We start from the raw sequence: 19,285 nt of genomic DNA, 5'->3' as shown, positions 1-19,285 counted from the left end.
AAAACTGTTAAATCCTCACTATTTCTATTGCTTTTTCTTATGGTCTTACCTGACCATTTCCATAAATGATATATTTTGTGCTGGTTAATGCTTCTAAGCCCATCGGACCTCTTGCATGAAGTTTCTGCGTGCTGATACCGATCTCCGCGCCAAAACCAAACTCAAAACCATCCGAAAACCGTGTGGATGCATTGACATAGACACAGGCAGCATCCACTTCATCTAAAAACTTCTGTGCATTGGTATAATTTTCCGTAATGATTGCCTCGGAATGTCCTGTATTATAGCGGTTAATATGGGCGATTGCCTCATCCACGGAAGTTACCGTCTTTGCAGAGATCGTATAATCTAAATATTCCCTGCCCCAGTCTTCTTCCACCGCCGGTTTGATTAGTTCTTTATTCAATGCAGCGTCGGCTTCTGCTGCCGCAAAACTTCTCTCATCTGCATGCACCTCCACGTTTTTTTTCTGAAGTGCCTCTGTCAGTTTCGGCATAAACGCATCCACGATCTTTTCATGAATGACAAGCGACTCGCAGGCATTACAGACACCGATCCTCTGGGTTTTGGCATTCAGAATGATATTTACCGCCATGTCAAAATCAGCAGACTCGTCCACAAAAATATGACAGTTTCCGGTTCCTGTCTCGATCACAGGTATCGTTGCCTGATTCACAACTGCACGGATCAGTCCTGCTCCACCACGTGGAATCAGAACGTCGACATACTGGTTCATTTTCATGAATGCTGTCGCAGTATCCCTTGACGTATCTTCGATCAGAGATGCTGCTTCTTTTGGAATACCAAGCTGCTCTAATGTCTTCTGGATAACCGAAACGATCGCGATATTCGAATAGATCGCATCACTTCCCCCCTTTAAGATCACAGCATTCCCGGTCTTAAAACAAAGCCCGAAGGCATCAACGGTCACATTCGGTCTTGCCTCATAGATCATGCCGACCACACCAAGCGGTACACGTTTTTTTCCGATCATCAGACCGTTCGGACGTTTTTTCATGGAAAGGACTTCCCCGATCGGATCATCTAAAGCCGCTACCTGCTGCAGACCTTCCGCAATCTGTGCGATTCTCGCTTCATTTAGCATCAGACGGTCTAATAGTCCTTCCGGCATATGATTATTCCTGCCATTTTCAAGGTCTTTTTCATTTGCGGCAATGATATCAGCAGATGCAGCAATAAGTGCATCTGCCACTGCGATAAGAGCCTGATTTTTCTCATTGGCGCCTAACGTGGCAAGGGTGCGGGATGCAGCTTTGGCTCCCTGGCATATTGGTTCTAGTTCCATGATGATACCTTTCCTTTCTGTGAAATGTTTATACGGTGTTGCGGCGATACTTGGGGCGAAACTCTGCGATAGGCTGTGGTTGTTGTAAAACGGGCACCTGTTTAACAACAGTCGAAGGTTTTGGGAGCGTTTCGCTTTGAATTGCCTCAGATTATCTTATATTCACTTTCTTCGGTATAGATACGATACATTTTTATATCTGTATCAAGTACTTCCAACTCTGGTTCAAGCTGGTTCTCGTAAGCTAATGCATAGCGGTTTAGCTTTGCAAATCTTGCAAAATAGCGGTCGTAAAAGCCCTTACCGTAGCCGTAGCGGCTGCCAGTGGGGGTAAAGACGACTCCTGGAACTAAGACTGCAACCTGTTGGTCGTATAAATCCATGGGATTTATACGGCGGCATTCCACAGTTGGTTCCATGACATGAAATGCACCCTCTGATGTCTGTGCGAAAGATGTGATCTCGTAAAATTCCATGGTACAGTCTGTTCCTGTCCGTGGCAGCGCGACATGTTTTCCATCATGTAACGCCTGTCTGAGAAACGTCAGGCAGTCTGCTTCTTTTCCAAGCGGATAATATCCAAAAATCCAGTCTGTTTTGGCATACCAGTCCGATTTTAACAGATTATCACAGATTTTTCTGCTCTTTTCATGTTTTTCAGGTTCTGACATTGCATTTCGGATGGCAAGATGTTTTTTCCGGATTTCTTTTTTATCAGGAAAGCTTTTTCTTATTTCCATATTCTTCGCCAAGGTTTGTGACCGTACCGTCCGGATTTTGCATATCAATGTTATTTAACTGTGCTACAAGATTGCGTTTTACATCCGCAACATAAGCCTTTCGCAGCATTGCCTGTTCTTCTTTTTCCGCCTCGGTAAGTCCTTCCGCCTGTGATTTGCGGTAAAGTGCGTTGATTCTGTCAATCTGTTCCTGTTTCATTAAAATCTCCATTCCTGCGCGTGAAAAATTTATTATTCACACTAATCTTTTTCTATCCGATTGTTTCTAATATAAAATCCTGTATACGGAATGTTTCCTTTTTCTGTGCCTTAAAAATGGTTCCCCTAAAGCTGTCATCAAAAATATGATGCAGTACACAGACATCTGCTCCGTTTGCAATGATCATATCTGTCCCGGAAAGTGTCGCGATCTTTGCCGCGGTCAGCTTGGTCGCCATGCCGCCGGTTCCGACATCGCTTCCGGTCGTACTCTTTGCCATTCCAAGAATGTCTGAATCCATCTTTTCGACCACTTCGATCAATTTTGCATCCGGATTCTTATGCGGATCATCCGTAAATAATCCGTCAATATCGGATAACAAAATCAAAAGATCTGCTCCAATCAGGGAAGCAACGATCGCAGAAAGCGTGTCATTGTCACCAAACTGCATCTCATAGGTAGATACCGTGTCATTTTCATTGACAATCGGGATCGCACCTAAACGGAACAATTCATCAAATGTATTTTTGGCATTTTCTCTGGAAACTGGGTTGACCATGGTATTTTTGGTCATAAGCACCTGACCTGCCACCTGGTTATATTCTGCAAACAGCTTCTGGTAGATCATCATCAGTCTTGCCTGTCCGACTGCTGCACATGCCTGTTTTGTAGAGAGTTCCCGTGGCCGCTCTGTCATGCCAAGCGACTGTCTTCCAACTGCGATCGCACCGGAACTGACTAAGCAGACATCCATCCCCCTGTTTCTTAAGTTGCAAAGCTCGCGCACTAAGTGCTCTAGTTTTGTAAAATTCAGACTACCGGTCTCCTCATAATTTAATGAAGAAGAACCGATCTTAACAACAACTCTTTTTTTCTCATGAAAGTGAAAACTTTTCTGGTCCATTTTCCCATTGAATCCCCTTTATTTCTGATTATTCTTTTTCGAACATATGCACTGTATTATACTCTATCATATCTGATGCAAAATATCAAAGAAAAAAAGTGAATGCTTGTAGCATATTCATTTTTATGCTACAGTGATGTTCGAATGACACGGGAGTTTGACACATTGAAATCCAAAAAAGTACCACAAAGCCTTGAAATAGGCTTATTTTTTTGTCAAATTTTTATTTTTATTATATAGTAATATTTGGTGATATGTGGTATAATAGTGACAGAGGTGATTATTGTGCGTATAACAACATCAAAATCAAAAAATTCTGAGTCCTTTTACATCACTCAGTCCTATACAAATGCCAATGGGAAAAGTACTTCCAAAACCATCCGAAAATTAGGTACGTTAGCTGAATTATCGGCGCAGCTCCACACGGATCGTGACGGAGTTGTTGAATGGGCAAATGAACAGGCTCGTCTTGAAACACTGAAATATAAAAGTGAAAAAGAGGATGCTACTGTCATGATTCCATTTCATTCCAACAGACTCATGGACTATAATAAGCAGAAACTTTTTTCTGGCGGATATCTTTTTCTTCAGTCTATTTACTATGGACTTAAGCTCGATTCTGTCTGCCGAAAAATCAAAAGCCGACATAAATTCGAGTATGATCTTAATGCTATTTTATCTGATTTAATTTATACAAGGGTTCTGGAACCTTCCAGCAAAAGTTCTTCCTTTCGAGCAGCAAAACAGTTCCTTGAGCCTCCAACTTATGAACTTCATGATGTTTACCGAGCTCTTTCTGTTCTTGCTTCTGAAATGGATTTTATTCAATCAGAAGTTTATAAAAACAGCTTTTTTCTTGGTGACAGAATGGATCGGATCCTTTATTATGATTGCACAAACTACTACTTTGAAATCGAACAGGAAGATGGAGATAAAAAATACGGAAAAAGCAAAGAGCACCGTCCGAATCCCATTATTCAAATGGGACTCTTTACAGATGGTGACGGAATACCTTTGGCTTTCTCACTCTTTCCTGGAAACCAAAATGAGCAGAAATCCTTAAAACCTTTAGAAACAAAGATTCTCCAACAATTCGGCTGTGATAAGTTTATCTATTGTAGTGACGCCGGACTTGCTTCTGAGGATAACCGTGTTCTTAATCACATGGGACAGAGGGCATTTATTGTCACTCAGTCCATCAAAAAGCTGCCTGCTGAAGACCGGGCATGGGCTTTAAAGAAAACTGGCTTCAAACGTCTCTCAGATGATAAACCTGTTGATCTCACAAAACTGACAGATGATGACAAGAACCAGCTTTATTATAAAGACGAACCATTGACAACAAAAAAACTGGATCAAAAATTAATCATAACCTACTCCCCTAAATATGCCGCTTATCAGAAAGCCATCCGTGCGGAGCAGATCTGTCGGGCAGAAAAAATGGTTGCAAATGGCTCTCTAAAAAAACAGCGTAAAAATCCAAATGATCCTGCAAGATTTGTAAATAAGGTAGCTGTAACCAACGAAGGAGAAAAAGCTAAGATCCACTATTATCTCGATACGGATAAGATTGCTGAAGAAGAAATGTATGACGGACTTTATGCGGTATGTACAGACCTGCTTGATGATGACGTTGCAGATATCTTAAAAGTCAGTGAAGGAAGATGGCAGATTGAAGACTGTTTCAGAACTATGAAAACAGACTTTGAAGCCAGACCCGTTTACTTAAACCGTGAAGATCGGATTAAAGCTCATTTCCTCACCTGCTTTCTTGCTCTGTTACATTTCCGGTTATTAAACCGCTCCTTGAAAGGGACTTATACCACAGAACAATTACTTCACACTTTAAAAGACATAAAATTTACGGATATAGAAGAACAGGGCTTCATGCCGGTATATGAACGTCAGGAAATCACTGATGATCTCCATGAAACCTGCGGATTCAGAACGGACTATCAATTCATAACAAAACGGAAAATGAAAGGAATTCAGAAAAAAAGTAAGCGGAGATAAAACATTACTATATTTCGTGTATGCAGATAAAAGTGCCACCCCCCTTGTATTTACAGGGATTGTGGCACTTTTTTAACTAATCAACTGTCAAAGATGAGATTATACTCTATCATATCTGATGCAAAATATCAAAGAAAAAAAGTGAATGCTTGTAGCATATTCATTTTTATGCTACAGTGATGTTCGAATGACACCATTTTATGAAATGATGTTTCAGATAACGAACAAAAGCGTATCTGCTGTGTATTCTCACGGCAGACTGACTGGAAATGGAGAATAACTTGAAAAATAAGATTTTTATGAAACGAAACTATCGATTATTTTTATGTATACTGCTGTCTATGCCGGTTTTACTGCTATCGGGTTGTGATCTGCCATCCCGGCTCAATTTTGGCAAAACTTCCGGCTCCGGCGAATCGATCTCCAAATCGGGTTTTTATTTTAATACCGTCATTACCGTCACCTTATATGGAACAAAAGACGAAACCCTGCTCGATGACTGTTTTTCTCTGGCAGACACTTATGAAAATTATTTTTCCAACACGATCGCAGACAGCGATGTGTCAAAAATCAATGCGGCAGACGGTGCACCTGTCACCGTGCATGAAGAGACCGCAGAACTGATCAAAAAAGGTCTTTATTATGGAGATCTGAGCAATGGAAAATTTGATATTACGATTGGAAAATTATCGGATCTGTGGGATGTTTCTACCAAGGCTTTATTAGAGAAAACAGATGCCTCTATGATTCCATCTGATGATGAGATCAAAAAGGCTTTAACGACAGTAGACTATCAGAATGTAGTTGTAGATGGCAATACCGTCACCTTAAAAGATCCGTCCGCTAAAATTGATCTCGGCGGAATTGCCAAAGGATATATTGCAGACCGCATGAAAGATTACCTGAATCAAAAAGGAGCCGCCTGCGGCTATATCAACCTCGGCGGCAATGTGCTCTGTCTTGGTGCAAAACCGGACGGTTCTTCCTATAATATTGGCATCCAGCGTCCGTTTGACGATGAGGGCGCTGCAATGCTCGCTGTATCCGTGACCGACCAGACCGTTGTGTCTTCCGGTGTTTATGAGCGCTATTTTGAGGTGGACGGCAAACGCTATCATCACATTTTAGATACTGCTACCGGATATCCCTATGATAACGGACTGCTGGGTGTTTCGATCATCACGGACGAATCCGTGGACGGTGATGGACTCTCCACCACCTGTTTTGCACTGGGTTTAGCTGACGGGATGGCGCTTGTGGAAAGTCTGGATAATACAGAAGCCGTTTTTATTACGGAGGATTATGAACTGCATTTTAGTTCGGGGATGGGGACTAAAATTCCGTATCAGGTGATGGAGTGATGATCTGCCATGGTATGGATTTTATAACTGTATGATCTGATTATTTTCTTCCGTAAAGTTTCCACCATCCATATTCTTTCTCACAAAAGGAACTCCCTTGCGAACATAAAATATATTATCTGTAAGCAGTGCATCCGGGTTTTCGGACGGGCTGATGGTTCCACCTAAATCATCATAACTGACGTTATTACGAAATGTGTTATGAATGGCCTCCTGCATACAAAACATCACACAACCGCCTTCATTTTGCCTGCTGTAATTATACTCATACACCGTTCCATCCCCGGAATCTGCATCGTAAGCCATCCCGTCCTGATTCAGCCGCGTGTCTGCCACTTCATTATAACAAAACAACGCATCTTTACATTTCCATGGCCAGATTGCCGCAGCAACCTTTCCACCACGGTTGCCCGGATTGCAATAAATACGGTCATTGATCTCACATGCCACAGAATCGGTCATATTATGTTCCACAAACGGGCGCAGTGCATACATGACCGTTATTCCATCTCCACCTGCCATTTTCACATAATTATCCCGTATCACAATATTCTCATGACCATATTTCAAAAACCTTTTTTTATCCAGTTCTGCACCCGCAAATTTCTCATGTGCATAACTATACCCGACTGCGATCCCCCAACGGCTCACACGATATACATAGCATCCCTCCACCAGGATATCTGAAAATCTTGCCACTCCTGTCATTGCTTCTTCCGCTGGCTGTAATGCTGTCATATAGATGCCGCCATTATTCATATGCTTGTCATAAACATTTCCATGAACATCATGGATTTTAAGATTTCGAAGTGTGATTCCACATCTTAAACCTTTCTCTTTTGCAACGACTGCAACACCTGTACGCTCCATTTTATCTGCCTGTGAATAATTTTCGCCGATCACTTTATCCGCACTGTTTGTAATCTCAATATCCTGTATGATAATATACTCGGCATCAAATAGAAGTACTGCCGAGGAAACATAACCATGGTAAACATGCATCGGCGAATCCAGTTCTTTTCCATAATCCTGATACCAGATTCCCTGTCCGTCTGTCTTTATCAGAGGATCTTCACCACATCCATAACTTCCAATTACAATCGGCATCTGCTTTGTTCCGCTGTCACGAATCTGTAAAAACTGTTTTTCAAAAACACTTCCACACGCAAGCAATATGTGATCCCCCGGTTTTAGTGCAAGCCTATTGATGGCAAAAAGACTTGCGAATGCACTGTTTTCACTCAAACCGTCATTGGTATCACTTCCGTTTATCGAATCGACATAATATTTCCTGCACAAGTCTGTCATACACTTCCTCCCGCAATCTTTTTTCAATGATCTGCTCTACCTCTTCATAAGAAAAAAGATCTCCAAAATATCTTCCAAATAAATCTTTATTCCGTTCATAGAAAGCTTTTTTCTGATTTTCTGTAATCTCCGGACTGATTCCTGATTTTCTAATATTTTCTGTCGGCTGTACAAAATCTAACCGGAAACGCGTCAATTCATACTGTAGATACATCGGCAATGAATATCTGCGCGGTCCGTAAAATACCTTTTTCTCCATTTCAAGCCTGGCATTCTCTTCATTTTTTTCTGCACATCTTTTTTCCAACGCCTCTATATCGGCGTTTTCAATCAACCCCAGCTTTTCTGCAAGAACAAGTTCGGCTTTCGCATATGCCCACTCTTCTGGTGTAAGGCAGTATCTTTTTTCTATCATTTAACAGCCCCCGTAATTCCATTTGCAAAACTTTTCTGCAGACATAAGAAAATAATCGCCGTCGGAAGTGTACAGATCAGTACACCGAGCATCAACATCCCATAATCAACACTGTAGCCGCTTTTTAAGTTTGCCACAAGCATTGGCATTGTGATGGAATCATTATTTTGAAAGACAATCTTTGGCCACAGATAACTATTCCATGCGTTCATAAAAGTAACCGTCATTGCAGCTCCATATGTTGATTTCATAACAGGCACAAACATCCGGAAAAAAATCTGTATTTCACTTAGCCCCTCCAGACGAGCCGCCTCTATAATATCATGAGGGAAAGACCGCGCCGCCTGACGGAACATCATAATCATAAATGGCGTTGAAATAGACGGCAAAACAAATGCAATCCAGCTATTGACCAGATTCCAGGAAGAGATCATTTTAAAAAGCGGGATCATGATTGCAACAAATGGCAGCATCATAGCTAACAACAATACACTCATCAATATGTCTTTTCCCTTATCATGATAAATTTCAAATCCATAACCTGCAATTGAACAGACCAATAATGTGATAATCGTCATAAGAATCGCATTTCGAAATGAATTGATCATTGCCAGCCCCAGATTCTGATTGGCAATCAATGCCTTAAAATTTTCGACTAAATATGTTCCAGGAAGCAGTTTTCCCCTGACCACATCAATACTTTGATTGGTTGCACCACAAACCATGTAATATAGTGGAAATACAGACAAAAAACTTGCAAAAATCAATACAATATGTGATATACATAATTTTCCTTTACTCACGTTTGTCACCTACTTTCATTTGAATTGCAGACAAAATTGCCACTATAATAAGGATAAACACTGAAAGTGCTGCCGCATAATTAAATTTTGGTGTCTCCACAAAAGAAATGTTATAAATATAATGCGTCAATGTCATTGTTGACTTTCCCGGTCCACCAGCCGTTAAATTTACAGACTCGTCAAACAACTGCAGTGTTCCAGACGTTGACATAATAGCCGTCAGTAATATGGTAGGCTTTAACAGTGGAATGGTGATCTTTGTAAACTGTTGAAACGGTGATGCCCCATCAATACGACTCGCCTCATAGACGGAATAATCAATATTCTGCAGCCCTGCAAGATAAAACACCATATTGTAACCGGTCCATCTCCAGACCAACGCGATTATAATTACAAATCTTGCAGCCCATGCATTCTGAAACCAGTCTACGGTCGGAAGTCCAATCGCAGAAATAACGTGATTTACCAGACCATCCTGCGCAAACAGTGACTTAAAAATCATAGAATACGATACCAGTGATGTTGCACATGGCAGGAAAATCATAGTTCGATAGATTCCTTTTCCCTTTATATTCGGATTGTTCAGTAATTGAGCAAGAACAAGGGCAATGATCAACATGACTGGAACCTGTATGATAAAATAAAATACTGTATTGAAAAGGCACTGCAAAAATGTTTTGTCCTTCAGTATCCTGACATAGTTTGCAAATCCAACCCACCTTACAGAATCTCCCATACCATTCTTAAATGACAGCATAAGCGCCTGTATCATGGGATAAAAACAAAATACAAAAATCAATATAGCTGCCGGAAGCAAAAACGCCCAACCAGTGAGGTTATGTTTTCTTTCCAGACTTAATTTTCTTTTTTTCTCCATATATTTTCTCCTAATGTAATACCGGGAACATAAAATTTGTTCCCGGTACAAACCACTTTACATATTTAATTTTCAATATTAAATTCTAATGTTTCCTGTGCATTATTCATTTCACCGTCAATATCAGCATTATTCTGAACAACATTTGTGATTGCATCTGTCAATGCACTTCTTATGTCCGAATAGTATGCACCACAGTCAAATGCTGGAACCGAACCTGCATATCCAACGATATCTTTATATACTGCCTGTCCACCATAAAAATCTGATGCCTGATTATATACATCAGACTGTGCAGCCGGAATGTAGCTTGCAATCGCACCTGCATTCGGCAACAGATCATCATATAATTCCACACTGCTTCCAAATGTAGATTTTAAGAAATCAAATGCAAGTTCTGTATTCTTACAGTTAGAAGATACTGCCCAGCTTGCACCACCACAATTTGCATAATTTGTGGCTCCATCAACTCCATCCAGTTTTGGCATGTTTACAATTGCCCATTTTCCTGACTGATCCTCTGCCGCCTGAATGGATGACATGATCCAGCATCCATTGATCACTCCTGCTGTTTTTCCGTCATTCATAGAGGCAATATACTGATCCCAGTCCGTATACTCGGCAATAATACCCTCATCAACTAATTTTTTATAAACTTCCATTGTCTTTTTTAACGCTTCATTGTCTGCAATATGAACCTTTCCGTCAACAATTGGTGAGGCTCCTGCCGACTGCAGCATTTCCATAAGTAATTCGGATCCACCGGAGGAAGCGATCATTGGCACTCCATTCGCCTCTACTACTTTTTTTGCAAGTTCCTCAAACTGTGACCATGTAGTATCCTTAAAATCGTCAACCGTAAGACCTGCCGCCTCTACCATATCCGAACGAATTGCCATAATCGTTGCACCATTATCAAAAGGAAGTCCATAATTTTTTCCCTCTGCCGTGGAATCTGCAAGTTTTCCCTCTGTAAACTGCGAAAAATCAATTCCGGAATCTGTTAATTCTGTAAAAATTCCAGGAAAATTGGCAATATTTTTATGGAATGAATAGTCCTGCATCAGAAAAATATCCGGTAAAGTACTGTAATCTCCTGACGTTGCAGCTGTAATCAGCTTTGTCTCAATATCATTATAAATATTTTCCTGAATATCCAGTTTAAAATCTGGATGGTCTTTCTGATAAATCTTTTCTGCCTGTTCCATGGCATAAATATTAAAAGTGGGATCCCAGCACCATACCGTAAGTGTTTCATCTCCATTTTCATTTGTTTCTGCGGAAACACTCTGCGTATCCTCATTACTGTTCGTAACATTTTCTTTTTCGTTCGTGTTTCCTTCATTTTGGTTCCCACCACATCCGGCAAACACAGATACTGTCATAGTTGCTGCCAACATGAATCCCAATGCTTTTTTCTTCATAAAAAATACCTCCCTGCAAAAATTATTATTTTTTTATTTTATAAAATATGACGGTATGATACCACTCATAAATTATCAATAGTTACATTGTCTCATTCAACCACCGCATTTCTCCTGGTTCTAGTGTCAACCTTACGATAAAATCGCCATTGATATACAGATCTGTCTGACATTCTTTTCCTGAATTATTTATGACAGCTATTTTTTGCGTTTTCTGAAAAACAGTGACCTCAGTATCTACATTTGTTACGTAATATCGTTTCATCTCCTGTTCCATTCCCGCTGCATAATAAATTGCACGAAGCAGAATACGGCAGTTCTGAGGGGAATACGGCAATCCTGCAAAGTAAACACCGTGACCTTTTCCGTATTGATTAACAACCAGCTGGCTGTATTCTCCATCCATTGCAAGAATCTGATAATGATCTCCCTGCGCATAAATGCGGGTCGTACCTTCTCCGAAATCAATATCCCCTTCAATATCTTCCAAGATAAAATGCTGCGGATTTTTCTCGTTATATTTATCTGTACTTAGTGAAAAACCCATCTCACGATCTACACCAAGCACATCCGCCAGCTGGAAAAATCTTCCCTGATGCTGATATGCTGTCGGTTCTCCTACTCCGATAAATCCACCACCTTCATCCACAAACTGTCTTAACGTTGTTACAACTGCTTCATCAATCCAATTTTCAGCTCCACTGAATGACGTATATGCATCTCCAACATTGATGATCACCCTGATATCTTTTGGGATTCCTTTTTTCACATCATCAAAAGAGATAAATTCCACATCAAACGGCATTCCACTCAGACATTCCAGCACTCCCTCTGCAGAATAAGTTTCTCTGTGCCATATTGCATGATGCACCTGGTTTGACATCCATTTCCGCAAACCTCCCCAACAGTTTAAAACTGCTACTTTAAATGGTGCAACATAAGATTTCGTCCCGTTCATATTTTCATGTATCTGTCTGAATTCCCCGACAACACTTTGAATCTCTTCTATAAATCCCGGCCATTCACTGGCCAATTTTAAATATCCGCCATATCCGATGCGGTCAAGCGGAGAACGTAAAATTGCCCTTCTCGCTTTCATCCAGTTGTCCTTTGCCTCCCCTATGGGATCTCCGCCTTCTCCAAACACGTCGGGGAAAAAATATGGCAAAAGCCTTCCTTCTGTATATTTAACCCCTTTTATATCTGAAATCATACGGAGTGTCACACCACTGCCAACAGAACCAACTACTGCATCCAGACCAATTTCTGCAAAATATTTTCCGTATGGTTCCGTCCCTATCCAATGATCTCCCAAAAACATCATCGCTTCTTTTCCATAGGAATGAACAATATCTACAAGTTCCTTGGCAAGCGCACAAACTTCCTGCTGCTGGAATTCAATAAAATCCTTAAACTCACGACTTGGCACACGGAACATGCTGTTGTGATATCCCTGATCCACAATAAATTCCGGTCTGAATTTATACCCTGCCCACTTTTCAAATTTCTCTAATATGTATGGACTTACACTTGCACTATATCCAAACCATTCTACAAATTTTTCACGTTTTTTATCATCAAAGGTAAGTGTAAACTGGTGAAAAAAAGTTGTAAATCTTACCACGTCGATCTGCGGGTTTTCTTCACACCAGCGTTTTAATTTTTCTTTTACGTACTTCTGGGTTTTCGGCTGCCGCACATCATATGTCAGTTGATGTGGTGTATCTTTCCAATCATTTGTAATAAAGTTATACATATGTACAGGATCCCATATTAAAAACGCCAGAAAACTTACCGTATATTCATGATAAGGAATGGTTTTTATTTCAACTTCTTCCCGTTCTTTTTTAAATTCCCAGTCATCGACAGAAACCACTTCACCCGTTGTGCGATCAATTACTTCCCACCATCTTTTGGGATCATCCAACGTATTGACTTTTAACTGCTGTGTATGAAATCCTTCCATCAATCTTATACATAGTTTTTCACTTCTTGCAGTTACGCGATTGCTGATCAGGTATTCCTGTTGAATCTCTTCCGGATTTTGCTCGGCCCAGGCATTATCCTTTCTGGTCGTATAATACGTTGCATATTTCTTTACCGGCTCATTCAATAACGCATCCGGCATCTCCGTTCCGTCACAGTCACGCAATGCATCTGCTCCAAGAAGATTTTTCAATCGTATGGTTTCCTCGACAATGTCTGCATCGGTCGGCAATGTCAGTCTGCCTGTTTGTTTTGTCATTCCTGTCTTCTCCTTTCTTGTCTCATCACCTGATGTTTTTAAGTATATCTGTCTGCATCAACTGCTTCAATTTTTATGTTGCTCTAATTTTTATATATCTTGCTTTATACTCAATAAAATATTTGCATTTATCATAAATTACTGTATACTTGCAATAAGAAACCCTATTTAATTGCTATTTTATTCATCAGTTTCACAACATTATTTTAGTAATATTGCGGTTTTAATCTATAAGATATAAAATTTGATACAACAGGAAGATAATACAAATGAGTAATGAATTAATTAATTTTGAGTACAAAGGAGTACCCGATCCGGATTTTAAACTTCGTTATATTTCTATTTCTAAATACGAAGGGGATTGGCAAAGCCACCCTCACACCCATCAGTTTTCTGAACTTTTCTATGTTATCAGTGGAAAAGGTGTATTTTACATTGAAAATGATACGGTTTCTGTATGTGCAGACGATCTGATAATCATAAATCCACATATTGAACATACGGAAAAAACGATGTCAAACGATCCTATGACCTATATTGTATTTGGTGTAGAAGGGCTCGCTTTCTATTTTAATTCCCAAAACGCTGCTAACCCAAAAGGATACAGCTACTATAATTATGGTTCCGCCAAAACACACTTTATTAATTTTTCCCAGATTATGATAAAAGAGTTTAATGCAAGAAAGCCAGGTTTTGAAGCAATCTGTCATGGTCTCCTACAGGTTTTGCTTGTTTATATTACACGCGAACAGCATCTTTCTGTCATATCTGATACCACTTTGCAAATATCAAAGGAATGTTTTGTTGCGAAAAAATATATTGATGCTAATTATGCAAAAAATATTACTTTAGATCTGCTCGCTGAAATCACCCATATCAACAAATTTTATTTATCACATTCTTTTACGGAGTATGTTGGAACATCCCCCATCAATTACCTGATGGAAACCAGACTCGCTGCAAGCAAAGAACTATTGCTCAGCTCCAGTCGCTCGATTGCAGAAGTTGCATCCAGCACAGGTTTTTCATCACAGTCGTATTTTTCGCAGATTTTCCGAAAGAATACAGGTATGTCACCCCTGCAATACCGTAAACTGAAACAAACAGATTCGAAAACCATGCAGGATGATTCCTATTATATTTGAAAATTTTATAGAAACATATAGACTTAATTGATCATTTCATGCACAAAATGATACACATTTTCTTTATTACGACAAAACAAAAAAATCCGCCAAAGACCCACTGCATAGAAATGCAGTCCCAGTCTTTGACGGATTTTCTTATTCATTCATTTTCATTTTATTTCTGGTTAATATAGTTGACCAGTCCCTCACAGTCAATAATTTTCTGCATGAACGGCGGGAACGCCTGTCCCTGATATGAGGTACCCTTTGTCACATCCGTGATCACTCCGGTATCAAAGTCGACTTCTACTTCGTCCCCGGCCTCGATCTCTTTTGCCGCCTGCGGACATTCGATGATCGGAAGTCCGATGTTGATCGAATTGCGGTAAAAAATGCGTGCAAATGTCTCTGCGATAACACAGCTCACACCGGCTGCCTTGATGGCGATCGGTGCATGCTCTCTGGATGAACCGCATCCAAAGTTTTTATTTGCCACCATGATATCTCCTGCTTTGACATTCTTTACGAAGTCTTTATCGATATCTTCCATGCAATGCAATGCCAGTTCCTTCGGATCAGAAGAATTTAAGTATCTTGCCGGAATGATGACATCGGTATCTACGTTGTCTCCGTATTTGAATACATGACCTTTTGCTGCTTTCATGTTTACTCTCCTTTTTCTTAAACCTATGCTACTTCATCCGGTCCGGAAAGTTTTCCGGTGATCGCACTTGCTGCCGCTACTGCCGGGCTGGCAAGATAAATCTCAGACTCCACATGTCCCATTCTTCCTACGAAGTTACGGTTTGTGGTGGAAACGCAGCGCTCATGCTCTGCGAGGATTCCCATATAACCGCCAAGGCAAGGTCCGCAGGTCGGTGTACTTACAACTGCACCAGCCTCGATAAAGGTCTTTAACAGTCCCTCTTCCATCGCATCGAGGTAGATCTTCTGTGTTGCCGGGATCACGATCACACGCAATCCTTTTGCTACTTTTTTGCCTTTTAAAATAGATGCTGCCACACGCAGGTCATCCATTCTTCCATTTGTACAGGAGCCGATCACTACCTGGTCGATCTTGATGTCACCGACCTCGTCGATCGTCTTTGTATTCTCCGGAAGGTGTGGGAATGCAACGGTTGGCTTTAAAGTACTAAGGTCGATCGTATAAGTCTCCTCGTACTCTGCATCCTCATCTGCCTCATAGACAACATATGGACGTTTGGAATGTGCTTCCATATATTCCTTTGCAAGATTATCTACCGGGAAAATACCATTTTTTCCGCCTGCTTCGATTGCCATGTTTGCGATTGTAAAACGGTCATCCATAGAAAGGAAGGAAATGCCGTCCCCAACAAATTCCATTGATTTGTAGAGCGCACCGTCCACACCAATCATTCCGATGATATGTAAAATGATGTCTTTTCCGCTGATCCATTTTGCCGGTTTGCCGGTCAGGACAAATTTGATCGCTGCCGGGACTTTAAACCATGCTTTTCCGGTTGCCATACCAGCCGCCATATCCGTACTGCCGACTCCGGTGGAAAATGCACCCAGCGCACCGTAGGTACAGGTGTGGGAATCCGCACCGATAATGACATCGCCTGCCACGGTAAGACCTTTCTCCGGCAGCAGTGCATGCTCTATTCCCATCTCTCCTACATCAAAATAATTTGTAATATCATGCCGGCATGCAAACTCTCTGACGCATTTACAATGCTGTGCAGATTTGATATCCTTATTCGGCACGAAGTGATCTAATACAAGTGCGATCTTATCCTTATCAAAGACACCGTCCACCTTCATTTTATCCATTTCATGAATCGCTACCGGTGAAGTAATGTCGTTGCCTAAAACCAGATCCAAATCTGCCTCAATAAGCTGTCCGGCACTGACTGATGGAAGTCCTGCATGAGCTGCAAGGATTTTCTGTGTCATCGTCATCCCCATGGGTATATCCTCCTAAAAAATTAAAATCTGTGTCAGGAATGGTGTGTGCCCGTTCCCGTTTTTTGTGTGATGTGTGTGTAGAACAACATTCGCTGTCCTATCTGTATGTTATTCTAACACAGGTGTTACTATAATAAAAATACATATTAAATATATTTACCATAACTAAACTTCATGGTATAATGAGAAAAATTATCGATGTATCCAGTATCAGAAAGGAATTTTATCATGAACCAGAATTTATCATCTTACCGGATTTTTTATACCGTTGCAAATACCGGCAACATTTCAAAGGCTGCCAAAGAACTCTACATCAGCCAGCCTGCCATCAGTAAATCCATCCAGAAATTAGAGGAAGGTGTCGGCTGCAAGCTGTTTTCCCGAAGTTCGCGCGGCGTTGTCTTAACCGATGAGGGAAAACTGCTCTACGACCATGTGAGCAGTGCCTTTGAGACTTTAACCCTCGGTGAGGAAAAATTAAAACGTTCCATTGAGCTCGGTGTCGGACACTTAAAGATCGGTGTCAGCGCAACCCTCTGTAAATATCTGCTGCTTCCTTATTTGCAGGAATTTATAAGACAGAACCCGCATGTCTCTATCTCCATCACCTGCCAGTCGACCAACGAGACACTTGAACTGCTCGAGGACAATAAGATCGATATCGGTCTGGTAGGAAAACCGGATAATTTAAAAAATATCCATTTTGATTTTCTCGAAGAGATCGAAGATATCTTTGTCTGCACCAAAGACTATCTGCGGAATTTGCGCGCGCGCGGCGTCCACAAGGATCAGATCCTTACAAACTCAACACTGATGCTGCTCGATAAAAACAATATGACACGCCAATATATCGACGACTATCTTTCTGACAACCAGATTCAGGTCAAGGAATCCATCGACATCTCCAGCATGGATCTTCTGATCGACTTTGCCCGTATCGGTGTCGGCGTTGCCTGCGTCATCAAAAGTTTTGTAAAAGAGGATCTCGCCTCCGGCGCCTTAGTGGAGATTCCGCTTGGCATCCCAATCCATAAGCGTGAGGTCGGTTTTGCCTATAAAACAACGACAAAACCTTCCAAAACACTTGGGGAATTTATCCGGTTTTATAAAAACTTTTAACAGATACAATATAATAGAATGCACGCTCCGCGAACATTCTATTATCATGAACTATACAGCCAGGTTGGCAAAGCCAACTGCTAAATAAAACTTTACTTTTTCTCAAAACTATACAGCCAGGTTGGCAAAGCGAATTGGCTCAATAAACTTTATTTCTTTTCAAAACTATATAGCCAATTCGCTTTTAAGAAGTAAATCAAAAAGATCACCGAACTGATTGACCAGGTCAGCGGGTACGCCCAGAAGATGACCTGGATTTTCGGGATAAAATGCACGGTAACCGTGATGTATGTAATTCTTATGATGCACCAGGATGCAAGCATGACAAACATCGGCACGGTAGATTTTCCCGCACCGCGCATGATACCGGCGATACAGTGCGAAAATGCCAGGAAGCAATAGAAAAATGCTTCTATGTGAGCCTGTCTGGTTGCAAATTCAACAACCTGCGCTTCATTGTTAAATGCCGCTGCAAGCTGCGGAATTGTAAAAAATACGATCACACCGACAACTTCTGCAAGCAGTGTCGAACAGGTAATGCCAAAATACGCACCTTTTTTGGCCCTGTCATACTGTTTTGCTCCGAGATTCTGCCCGATGAACGTTGTGAGCGACATTGCAAAACAGGTGATCGGCAAAAATGCAAATCCTTCTATTTTCGAATAAACACCACATCCCGCAACTGCCATCACACCAAATTTGTTGATATTCGTCTGCACGATGATATTGGCAAATGAAATGATGGAGTTCTGCATACCGGACGGCAGTCCGATTCCGATGATCTGTCCCAACATTCCCCTATGAAAACGGATCTGTGAGATCTGTACCTGATAGACATCTTTGGTGCGCATCAGACGGAGCATACATAAAAATGCGCTGGAAAACTGCGAGATGATCGTCGCAAGTGCCGCAGCACCAACGCCAAATCCCAGTAAACCTACAAACAATAAATCCAGTACAATATTTACAATCGATGAGAAGATCAGATAATAAAGCGGATGTCTGCTGTCCCCGACCGCCTGCAAGATTCCCATCACGATATTATACATGACAAATGCGACCGATCCCGCAAAATATACCCTGAAATATACAATGGAGTTTGGCAGCACCGACTCCGGCGTTCCCATCAATACAAGAATCTGGGGTGCCAATATCATTCCGACCGCTGTCAGGATACAGCCGGACACCAGACCAAATGCAATATTGGTATGTACTGCTTTTTTCAATCCTTCATAATCTGCTGCTCCAAAATATTTCGAAATGACAACGCCGGCACCAACTGCAATTCCATTAAAAAAGCCGACCATCAGAAATATCAGACTGCCGGAAGAACTGACAGCTGCAAGAGCATCACTGCCAAGAAAATTACCGACGATCAGGGAATCGGCGGTATTATATAACTGCTGAAACAGGTTCCCTAAAAAGAGGGGGATTGCAAATGACACAATCCCCTTCCAGATGGAACCCTCTAATAAGTTTGTTCCTTTTTTCATC

At 41.1% G+C, this 19,285-nt stretch carries 17 protein-coding genes; 4 read left to right on the top strand and 13 right to left on the bottom strand.

The genetic code is table 11. The annotated features are described in order from the left end of the window. Positions 1 to 37 precede the first annotated feature (37 nt). The 4 genes from RIL182_RS09235 to proB form a co-directional block, all read right to left on the bottom strand. Complete coding sequence (locus RIL182_RS09235; protein WP_006855961.1) at positions 38 to 1,306, bottom strand: glutamate-5-semialdehyde dehydrogenase; 1,269 nt, start codon at positions 1,304 to 1,306, stop codon at positions 38 to 40. A 146-nt stretch (positions 1,307 to 1,452) separates the two neighbouring features. Further along, a complete protein-coding gene (locus tag RIL182_RS09230; RefSeq protein ID WP_006855960.1) occupies positions 1,453 to 2,046 on the bottom strand; it encodes a 5-formyltetrahydrofolate cyclo-ligase in 594 nt (197 codons plus the stop codon). Further along, entirely contained in the window at positions 2,021 to 2,245 is a 225-nt protein-coding gene (locus RIL182_RS09225) for a DUF896 domain-containing protein (RefSeq protein ID WP_015560603.1), read from the bottom strand. Before RIL182_RS09225 ends, RIL182_RS09230 begins: the two co-directional genes overlap by 26 nt. Positions 2,246 to 2,297: 52 nt before the next feature. Continuing rightward, entirely contained in the window at positions 2,298 to 3,149 is an 852-nt protein-coding gene (gene proB / locus RIL182_RS09220) for a glutamate 5-kinase (RefSeq protein ID WP_006855958.1), read from the bottom strand. A 285-nt stretch (positions 3,150 to 3,434) separates the two neighbouring features. Here proB and RIL182_RS09215 point away from each other — a divergent pair, with 285 nt between their 5' ends. After that, positions 3,435 to 5,162 (top strand): IS1634 family transposase, encoded by a 1,728-nt coding sequence (locus RIL182_RS09215; protein ID WP_055195878.1) that lies wholly within the window; start codon positions 3,435 to 3,437, stop codon positions 5,160 to 5,162. A gap of 299 nt (positions 5,163 to 5,461) precedes the next feature. Next, entirely contained in the window at positions 5,462 to 6,523 is a 1,062-nt protein-coding gene (locus RIL182_RS09210) for an FAD:protein FMN transferase (RefSeq protein WP_044999484.1), read from the top strand. A gap of 21 nt (positions 6,524 to 6,544) precedes the next feature. Here the strand turns inward: RIL182_RS09210 and RIL182_RS09205 are convergent, their stop codons facing one another. From RIL182_RS09205 to gnpA, 6 genes are all read right to left on the bottom strand, one after another. Beyond that, complete coding sequence (locus tag RIL182_RS09205) at positions 6,545 to 7,831, bottom strand: right-handed parallel beta-helix repeat-containing protein (protein WP_006858765.1); 1,287 nt, start codon at positions 7,829 to 7,831, stop codon at positions 6,545 to 6,547. Beyond that, the gene (locus tag RIL182_RS09200; protein WP_006858764.1) at positions 7,782 to 8,246 is read right to left on the bottom strand and encodes a hypothetical protein; all 465 of its coding nucleotides are present in this window, start codon (positions 8,244 to 8,246) and stop codon (positions 7,782 to 7,784) included. Before RIL182_RS09200 ends, RIL182_RS09205 begins: the two co-directional genes overlap by 50 nt. Further along, positions 8,243 to 8,971, bottom strand: coding sequence for a carbohydrate ABC transporter permease (locus tag RIL182_RS09195; RefSeq protein ID WP_006858775.1), 729 nt, complete (start codon positions 8,969 to 8,971; stop codon positions 8,243 to 8,245). Before RIL182_RS09195 ends, RIL182_RS09200 begins: the two co-directional genes overlap by 4 nt. Positions 8,972 to 9,041: 70 nt before the next feature. Then, positions 9,042 to 9,926, bottom strand: coding sequence for a carbohydrate ABC transporter permease (locus RIL182_RS09190; protein WP_006858763.1), 885 nt, complete (start codon positions 9,924 to 9,926; stop codon positions 9,042 to 9,044). A 65-nt stretch (positions 9,927 to 9,991) separates the two neighbouring features. Continuing rightward, on the bottom strand, positions 9,992 to 11,350 hold the full coding sequence (locus RIL182_RS09185) for an ABC transporter substrate-binding protein (protein ID WP_006858762.1): 1,359 nt from the start codon (positions 11,348 to 11,350) through the stop codon (positions 9,992 to 9,994). 82 nt (positions 11,351 to 11,432) lie between these two features. Then, complete coding sequence (gene gnpA / locus RIL182_RS09180; protein ID WP_006858761.1) at positions 11,433 to 13,595, bottom strand: 1,3-beta-galactosyl-N-acetylhexosamine phosphorylase; 2,163 nt, start codon at positions 13,593 to 13,595, stop codon at positions 11,433 to 11,435. 269 nt (positions 13,596 to 13,864) lie between these two features. Between gnpA and RIL182_RS09175 the strand changes: the two genes are divergently transcribed. Beyond that, entirely contained in the window at positions 13,865 to 14,740 is an 876-nt protein-coding gene (locus RIL182_RS09175; RefSeq protein ID WP_006858760.1) for a helix-turn-helix domain-containing protein, read from the top strand. A 157-nt stretch (positions 14,741 to 14,897) separates the two neighbouring features. On the opposite strand, the gene leuD is transcribed toward RIL182_RS09175, so the two are convergent. Together leuD and leuC are read right to left on the bottom strand one after the other, a co-directional pair. Beyond that, the gene (leuD, locus tag RIL182_RS09170; protein WP_006858759.1) at positions 14,898 to 15,386 is read right to left on the bottom strand and encodes a 3-isopropylmalate dehydratase small subunit; all 489 of its coding nucleotides are present in this window, start codon (positions 15,384 to 15,386) and stop codon (positions 14,898 to 14,900) included. 23 nt (positions 15,387 to 15,409) lie between these two features. Beyond that, entirely contained in the window at positions 15,410 to 16,672 is a 1,263-nt protein-coding gene (leuC, locus tag RIL182_RS09165) for a 3-isopropylmalate dehydratase large subunit (RefSeq protein ID WP_006858758.1), read from the bottom strand. Positions 16,673 to 16,900: 228 nt separating this feature from the next. Here leuC and RIL182_RS09160 point away from each other — a divergent pair, with 228 nt between their 5' ends. After that, positions 16,901 to 17,791, top strand: a complete 891-nt coding sequence (locus tag RIL182_RS09160; RefSeq protein WP_022112726.1) for a LysR family transcriptional regulator — start codon at positions 16,901 to 16,903, stop codon at positions 17,789 to 17,791. 149 nt (positions 17,792 to 17,940) lie between these two features. Here RIL182_RS09160 and RIL182_RS09155 read toward each other — a convergent pair whose 3' ends face one another. Then, the gene (locus RIL182_RS09155) at positions 17,941 to 19,284 is read right to left on the bottom strand and encodes an MATE family efflux transporter (protein WP_006858756.1); all 1,344 of its coding nucleotides are present in this window, start codon (positions 19,282 to 19,284) and stop codon (positions 17,941 to 17,943) included. Between the last annotated feature and the right edge of the window lies 1 nt (position 19,285).

Source organism: Roseburia intestinalis L1-82 (assembly GCF_900537995.1).
Classification (GTDB): Bacteria; Bacillota; Clostridia; order Lachnospirales; family Lachnospiraceae; genus Roseburia; species Roseburia intestinalis.
This window is presented reverse-complemented; position numbering and strand designations above follow the sequence as displayed.